Origin of the sequence: uncultured Rikenella sp. (assembly GCF_910579375.1) — a bacterium.
GTDB lineage: Bacteria > Bacteroidota > Bacteroidia > Bacteroidales > Rikenellaceae > Rikenella.
Genome location: NZ_CAJTUJ010000089.1, coordinates 1 through 7,335 on the forward strand (window position 1 = coordinate 1; position 7,335 = coordinate 7,335).

5 protein-coding genes are annotated in these 7,335 nt (G+C 58.2%); 4 read left to right on the forward strand and 1 reads right to left on the reverse strand.

All coding sequences use genetic code 11. The annotated features are described in order from the left end of the window. Nucleotides 1–151: 151 nt before the first annotated feature. Complete coding sequence (locus QZ302_RS07435; protein WP_294594108.1) at nt 152–298, reverse strand: hypothetical protein; 147 nt, start codon at nt 296–298, stop codon at nt 152–154. Nucleotides 299–455: 157 nt separating this feature from the next. Between QZ302_RS07435 and recJ the strand changes: the two genes are divergently transcribed. The 4 genes from recJ to QZ302_RS07455 all read left to right on the forward strand — a co-directional run bounded on the left by recJ (nt 456) and on the right by QZ302_RS07455 (nt 7,080). Then, a complete protein-coding gene (gene recJ / locus QZ302_RS07440; protein ID WP_294594110.1) occupies nt 456–2,219 on the forward strand; it encodes a single-stranded-DNA-specific exonuclease RecJ in 1,764 nt (587 codons plus the stop codon). Nucleotides 2,220–2,426: 207 nt separating this feature from the next. Next, nucleotides 2,427–4,418, forward strand: a complete 1,992-nt coding sequence (locus tag QZ302_RS07445; protein ID WP_294594112.1) for a glycogen debranching enzyme N-terminal domain-containing protein — start codon at nt 2,427–2,429, stop codon at nt 4,416–4,418. Between the two features lie 104 nt (nt 4,419–4,522). After that, on the forward strand, nt 4,523–5,821 hold the full coding sequence (locus QZ302_RS07450) for a glycosyltransferase family 4 protein (RefSeq protein ID WP_294594113.1): 1,299 nt from the start codon (nt 4,523–4,525) through the stop codon (nt 5,819–5,821). A 68-nt stretch (nt 5,822–5,889) separates the two neighbouring features. Then, a complete protein-coding gene (locus tag QZ302_RS07455; protein ID WP_294594115.1) occupies nt 5,890–7,080 on the forward strand; it encodes a glycoside hydrolase family 57 protein in 1,191 nt (396 codons plus the stop codon). Nucleotides 7,081–7,335: the final 255 nt, after the last annotated feature.

The following is a 7,335-nucleotide window of genomic DNA, read 5'->3' on the forward strand; positions in this document are numbered from 1 at the left end:
ACCCCATGCGGCGGACTGCAACTCGACGGGGCTCGTTGCGCCTCCGCTGGCGGCGAACTGCCTACAAGAGACGAATGGGTAGTGCTCCGGCCGCCAAAGTCGAACCTGTTAGGGTAGCTCTAGCCCCTTGCCCACCGCGGGCCCGCGGCGTTTATTCCGAGAGGCACCGCAACTGAAAACCGTGAGCGCGGTTGTCCGAAGAGCCGGTATCGAGGTACTGTGAATGGAAATTTAAATCCAGGGCTCGGATGTCGCTCGTGGCGGACGACCAGCTGAATCCGTAGTTGCCGACCGTCACCCGATCGCCCGAGTGTGCGTCGCGAAAGCCCGGGGCAGGCCTTTGGGCAGCGATGTACACAGAGCCGCCCCTCCGTTCAAAGAGACGATTCGACAAATCGGCGAAAAAGGCTCGCGAACCGAAAGATGAAAAAGAGTAAACAAAAAAATAGAACGTTATGCACGCAGAAAAAAAGTGGGTCGTCCGGCCCGCGGGCGATGCGGCTAAAGTGGAGACCCTCTCCACCGCGCTCGGTATCGACCCCAAGCTGGCGAACCTCTTGGTTCAGCGCGGCATAGACACCACCGAATCGGCCCGACGGTTCTTCGCTCCCAAACTCGAAGAACTCCACGACCCCTACCTGATGAAAGATATGATGCTCGCCGTGCAGCGGATCGAGCAGGCCATATCCCGTCGGGAACGCGTCATGGTCTACGGCGATTACGACGTGGACGGTATCTCCGCAGTGGCGTTGGTCTACAACTTCCTCTCGCGGTGGATGGACGACCTCCTTTTCTACATTCCCGACCGCTACGCCGAAGGGTACGGGATTTCGGAAAAGGGGATCGACTACGCCGCCGACAACGGAGCGAAGCTCATCATCGCCCTCGACTGCGGAATCAAAGCCTGTTCCCGGGTGGCCTATGCCAAGCGCAAAGGAGTCGATTTCATCATTTGCGACCATCACCTGCCCGGCGACGCCATTCCCGACGCCGTCGCCGTGCTCGACCCCAAACGCGAGGACTGCACCTACCCCTGTAAAGACCTCTCCGGATGCGGCGTCGGCTTTAAACTCGTCCAGGCATTCTGCCAGTACAAAGAGCTCCCCTTCGAGACCATCGAACCCCTGCTCGACCTGGTCGCCGTCAGCATCGCCTCGGACATCGTGCCCATCGTCGGCGAGAACCGCATTTTGGCCCACTACGGCCTTATCCGGCTCAACCGGAAACCCAACAAAGGGCTCGCCGCCATCATCAAACTCTGCGGACTCGAACGGCACACCATCGCCATCGACGACATCGTCTTCAAAATCGGCCCCCGGATCAACGCCGCCGGGCGGATGGAGATCGAAATCGACCGCGACGACCCCCGGGCGCAGTCCGGCGGGCGCACCGCCGTGCGGCTGCTCACCGCCGTCGACGAGCGGCGCGCCTTGTACTACGTCGCCCAGATCGACGCCTTCAACAAAGACCGGAAAAGCATCGATCGGAACATCACCATCGAAGCCCACCGGTACCTCGAAGAGTCGCCCGAGATGCTCCGGAAAAAATGCACCGTCATCTATAATCCCAACTGGATGAAAGGCGTCGTGGGGATCGTCGCCTCCAGATTGATCGAGACCTACTACCGGCCGACCGTCGTGCTCACCATGAGCCACGGACTTATTACCGGTTCGGCTCGCTCGGTGCCGGGCTTCGACCTCTATCAGGCCGTCGAATCGTGCGCCGACCTGCTCGAAAACTTCGGCGGACACACCTACGCCGCCGGACTCACCATGAAACCCGAACGGTTCGACGAATTCCGGAGCCGCTTCGAAGCCTATGTCGAGGCCCATATCGACCCCGAAAAGCTCGTGCCTCAGATCGACATCGACGAACCGTTGCGGTTCGATGAGATTACGCCCGCCTTCCGGCGTACCCTGAGCGCCTTTCAGCCGTTCGGGCCGGGCAACCCTTCGCCCGTGTTCGTCACCGCCGACGTGAGCGACAACGGCTCCGCCCGGCTCGTCGGCGCCCGCGGCGAACACCTCAAAATGGAACTCGTCCAACGGCAACACCCCTTCAGTCCGATTTCGGCCATCGCATTCGGACAGATCGACTATTTCGACCACATCAAACGCGGCGGGTCGATCGACATCTGTTACAACATCGTTGAGAATCATTATCAGGGAAGTGTCACGCCGCAACTGCGGATTAAAGACATCAAACCGGTGCGAATGTAACGGGGGCTGGGGATCCGGCAGTTTCGAGGGGATCGCTTTCCGCGGAAAGCGATCCCCTCTTGTTTATTTTGTCGATAAAAACGATTGGAAATCAAAAAGAAAACATTATATTTACGGTGACTTACCGATCCGCTCGTTTTTTCCGGACAGCGGAGCGGGCGATCGCGCGGAATAACGATCTCTTTTTTCCAAAGGACAGCAGATATTATGGCCATCTTACAATTCAACAAACAGGCGCTGGGCAACCTCGAATACTCGCTCCAGCGCGAAATGCTCGGCACCAACCGGGCGGGTGGGTATATGAACACCACGATCGTGTGTTGCAATACGCGGAAATACCACGGATTGATGGTCTGTCCGGTGGAACAGTTGGGCGGCGAAGACTATGTGCTGCTCTCGTCGCTGGACGAGACGGTCATTCAGCACGGACAAGAGTTCAACCTCGCGATACACCGTTTCCCGGGTATGTACGAGCCGCGGGGGCATAAATATATCGTCGACTTCTCGTATACCCCGACTCCGACGATTATCTATCGCGTCGGCGGGGTGCTTTTGAAGAAGGAGATGCTGTGGGTGCATACGGCGGAGCAGCTGCTCATTCGATATACCTTATTGGAGGCGAGGTCGGCGACCAAGTTGAGACTGCGGCCGTTCCTGGCGTTCCGGTCGCGGCATGGGCTGAGCACCGCCAATGCGGAGGCGGACGGGAAATCCTATCCGGTTCCGGGCGGGGTCAAGTCGCAGCTCTATCCGCGGTTTCCGTGGCTGCATCTTCAGGTGAACAAAGAGGCCCGGTTCGTGGCGGCGCCGGACTGGTACCACAACTTCGAATACCTCGAAGAGGAGCGGCGCGGGTATCCGTTCCGGGAAGACTTGCTGACTACGGGCTATTTCGAGATGGATATCGCCACGGGCGAGAGCGTCGTTTTCTCGGGCTCGACCTCGGAGGTGCGGCCGGAGGCTTTGGCCTCGATTTTCGACGAAGAGATCGCCCGGCGGACGATGAAGACGGAATTTTTGCCCGCTTTGTATCACTCTGCGCGGCAGTTTCTTATTATTAAGGAGAACCGGACATCGCTCACGGCGGGGTATCCGTGGTATAATGCCAGGAGCAGGGAGACTTTTATGTCGCTGGCGGGGATTACCCTGACCCAGCCGCAGGGGCCGATGGTCGATGCCTGCGTTGAGATTCTCGACTACCATGTTTTGTATCGGCTGCGCGACGGGATATTCGGGACGCACTTCGCGGCGGATACCCAGTTGTGGTTCTTCCATGCGTTGCAGCAGCTCGAATCCTTTATCGGAGGTGGCAGGGGAGAAATTTGGGCCCGGTACGGACGGGCGATGAAAGAGATTCTGTACGCCTATCGGGATGGCGTGGGCGATCCGAACGGGGACGGCGCCGTGGGGTATATGAACCGGCGCGAAGCTTTTATCCGGATGGCAGAGAATGGCCTCATTTGGGCCGATCGGCCGGGGCGGGCGCTGACCTGGATGAACACCATGAACGACGGTCGGCCGGTGACCCAGCGGCCGGGGTTTGCGGTCGAGGTCAATGCGCTGTGGTACAACGCGGTCTGCTATGCGCTGGAGCTGGCGCAGGAGGCGGGCGACGACCTCTTCGTGCGCGACTGGGTCGAGCTGCCGGAACGTATCAAAGATAACTTCCGGGCGACCTTCTGGCTCGAACAGATGCCTCAACAGCCATACTTGGCGGATTATGTCTATCACGACGGGGCGAAGAATTTGGATATTCGGCCAAATATGCTTTTGGCCTGCTCGCTGCCTTATTCGCCCCTCAACGAATACGAACAGCAGAAAGTCTTTACCGTGGCCGAAGCTTATCTGCTCACGCCGCGCGGGTTGCGGACTTTGAGTCCAAATAATGTCCGCTATCAGGGGATTTGCAGGGGGAGTGAAGCTTGCCGGAATGTGGCCAGACATGAGGGGACGGTCTTTCCGTGGCTGCTGGAGCATTATGTGCAGACCGGATTCCGCCTCTACGGCAACGGCTTCCTGATGCAGGCCCGGGAGCTGCTCGACGGCTTCAAAGAAGACCTGCTCAACTACGGCATCGGGTCGGTGCCGGAGGCTTACGACGGGGATGCGCCGCACGAGGCTTGCGGAGCGATCTCGTATGCGCCCAGTGTGGCGGCGTTGCTGATGGTGAACCGCATGATCGGCGAACGGGAGAAGTGATCCCGCACACGCGTCGTTCCGTGCTTACCTAAACTTATTATATATCATGTATCGGCCGGCCGAAACGCTCGGTGCGCCGTGAAAACAAGAAAGGACTTTTGCAAATGAGAGTATTAATGTTCGGCTGGGAATTCCCTCCGCACATCGCCGGCGGGCTGGGGACTGCCTGCTACGGATTGACCCGCTCGCTGTCGAAGCTGGGGGTGGAGGTGATCTTCGTCGTGCCGAAAGCATACGGCGACGAAGACCAGCGTTACCTGAAGATCAAGAACGCCTCGGAGGTCGAGGCGCCGTACGGCACGCTCGACACCGAGGACGACTTCTGGAAACAGCTCACCTTCATTCAGATCAATTCCAACCTGGTGCCTTATCTCAGCCCGGAAGAGTACGAAAACGAATGGAGCGAGTTCCGGCACGGGACGCAGCCGGGGGCGCCGCAGGACATCTGGAAACAGCGCTATAACTTCAGCGGGAAATACGGGGCCAATTTGATGGAAGAGGTGGCCCGGTATGCCATGGTGGCGGCTCAGGTGGCCAGGGATCTGGCGGGGCAGTTCGACGTGATTCACGCACACGACTGGCTCACCTACTATGCCGGGATTGCCGCTAAGCGGGTGAGCGGGAAGCCGTTGGTGGTGCATATGCACGCCACGGAGTTCGACCGCAGCGGTGAGAACATCAATACCGTCGTTTATAACATCGAGCGGACGGGGATGGCAGCGGCGGATCGGGTGATGGCCGTGAGCAATCTGACGCGGAATATCGTGATCGAGAAATACGGGATCTCTCCAGAGAAGGTGGTGACCGTGCACAACGGCGTGCGGTTCAAGGCGCACGAAGGGCCGGAAGAGGTCAGAGGGGTAGAGGACAAGATCGTGACCTTCCTCGGGCGGATCACCTATCAGAAAGGGCCCGACTACTTCGTCGAGGCGGCGGCTAAGGTCTTGAAACGGTTGCCTAATGTGCGGTTCGTGATGGCAGGCTCGGGAGATATGCTCAACCACGTGGTGCGGCGGGTGGCCAAGCTCGGCATTTCGGATCGGTTCCACTTTACCGGCTTTTTGCGAGGGGATGAAGTGAGGCGGATGTTCGAACTCAGTGACGTATATATTATGCCGTCCGTGTCCGAACCGTTCGGGATATCGCCGCTGGAGGCCATGAAGTCCAACGTGCCGGTCATTATTTCCAAACAGTCCGGCGTGGCCGAGGTGTTGACGCATGCGGTGAAAGTGGACTACTGGGATGTCGATGCCATGGCCGACGCCATCTATAGTCTGGTGACCTATCCGGCATTGCACAACATGTTTATTACCCGCGGACAGGAAGAGGTGACCACGCTGAAGTGGGACGGCGCGGCGCAGCGGGTACTGGACGTATACAACGATGTGACCTCCGGCAAATAACGACCCGCCGGGCAACAGCCCCTGTCATTGACTGCGAAAACCAACCGAATATTCAACCTAAACAGCATATGAAAAACCTCAATTTATACTTCCAGGTCCACCAACCCTTTCGGCTCAAGAAATACCGGTTCTTCAACATGGGCAAGGACCACTTCTACTTCGACGATTTTCTGAACAAAAGCATCCTGCAAAAGGTGGCGGCGGAGTGCTATCTGCCGATGAACGCCTTGTTGCTGCGGAAGATACAGGAGCTCGGGGCGGATCACGTTCGCGTGTCGTTCTCCATCTCGGGGATTGCCCTTGAACAGTTCCGGATGTACGCGCCGGAGGTGATCGACAGCTTCCGCGCGCTGGCCGAGACAGGGGCCGTGGAATTTTTGGCCGAGACCTATGCCCATTCGCTCGCCTCGCTCACCAGCCGCGAAGAGTTCGAACAACAGGTGCGGCTCCAGGCGGATACCATCGAGCAACTCTTCGGACAGCGACCGGTGACCTTCCGGAATACCGAGTTGATTTACAGCGACGGGATCGGCGAGATGGTTTATGATATGGGGTACCGGACGCTGCTGACCGAGGGGGCGAAACATATATTGGGGTGGAAGAGTCCGAACTTCGTCTACGCCAATGCTTTGCGGCAGGAGCTCAAGGTATTGCTGCGGAACTTCCGTCTGAGCGACGACATCGCCTTCCGGTTTAGCGATCAGGGCTGGGACGGCTGGCCGTTGACGGCGGACAAGTACATCGACTGGATTCTCGATCAGGAGGGGGAGATAATCAACCTCTTTATGGACTACGAGACCTTTGGCGAGCACCAAAAACGGGATACCGGAATTTTCGACTTCATGGATCGCTTCATCACACAGGTGGTGCACCACGGTGAGTTGCAGTTCAGGACGCCGGCCCAGATTGCGGCCGATGCGGAAGCGGTGGCGGTTTTACACGTGCCGCATCCGATTTCGTGGGCGGACGAAGAGCGGGATGTGACGGCATGGCTCGGCAACGAGTTGCAGGACGAGGCGTTCGGCAAGCTCTATTCGTTGCAGGAGAAGATACGGCGGTTGAATAATCCGGATATGATGCGGGTGTGGTACGCCTTGCAGTCGTCGGATCACTTCTACTATATGTGTACCAAGTGGTTTTCGGACGGCGACGTGCACAACTACTTCAATCCGTATGATTCGCCGTACGATGCGTTTATGAACTACATGAACGTCTTCAGCGACTTCAAACGCGAGATCGAGTTGAAATTGGGAGAGTGATTTTCGGGTGGAGGGTGCTTGACAGCATTCGGGCGGGTCGTTCTTTGAAACGACCCGCCCGAATGCTTTTAGACCCGGCTGATGGGGTGTTGAGGTTGCCGCCGCGCATTAGGTCGTAAGGGTATATAGGTGGCTCATGTTTGTTATGTCGCGGGCCGCTTGAGGCTGCGCGCGGACAAAGAGTTGGGCTGAGGCGGTTAAGCGATACGCAGTATCGCTCCGTCCCGCCGGGGTCACCCGGACGCCGCCCGCGCA

Excerpts from the sequence above, each read along its gene's own strand:
- recJ (WP_294594110.1), top strand. The coding sequence starts at position 456 with ATGCACGCAGAAAAAAAGTGGGTCGTCCGGCCCGCGGGCGATGCGGCT.
- QZ302_RS07445 (WP_294594112.1), top strand. The coding sequence starts at position 2,427 with ATGGCCATCTTACAATTCAACAAACAGGCGCTGGGCAACCTCGAATAC.
- QZ302_RS07450 (WP_294594113.1), top strand. The coding sequence starts at position 4,523 with ATGAGAGTATTAATGTTCGGCTGGGAATTCCCTCCGCACATCGCCGGC.
- QZ302_RS07455 (WP_294594115.1), top strand. The coding sequence starts at position 5,890 with ATGAAAAACCTCAATTTATACTTCCAGGTCCACCAACCCTTTCGGCTC.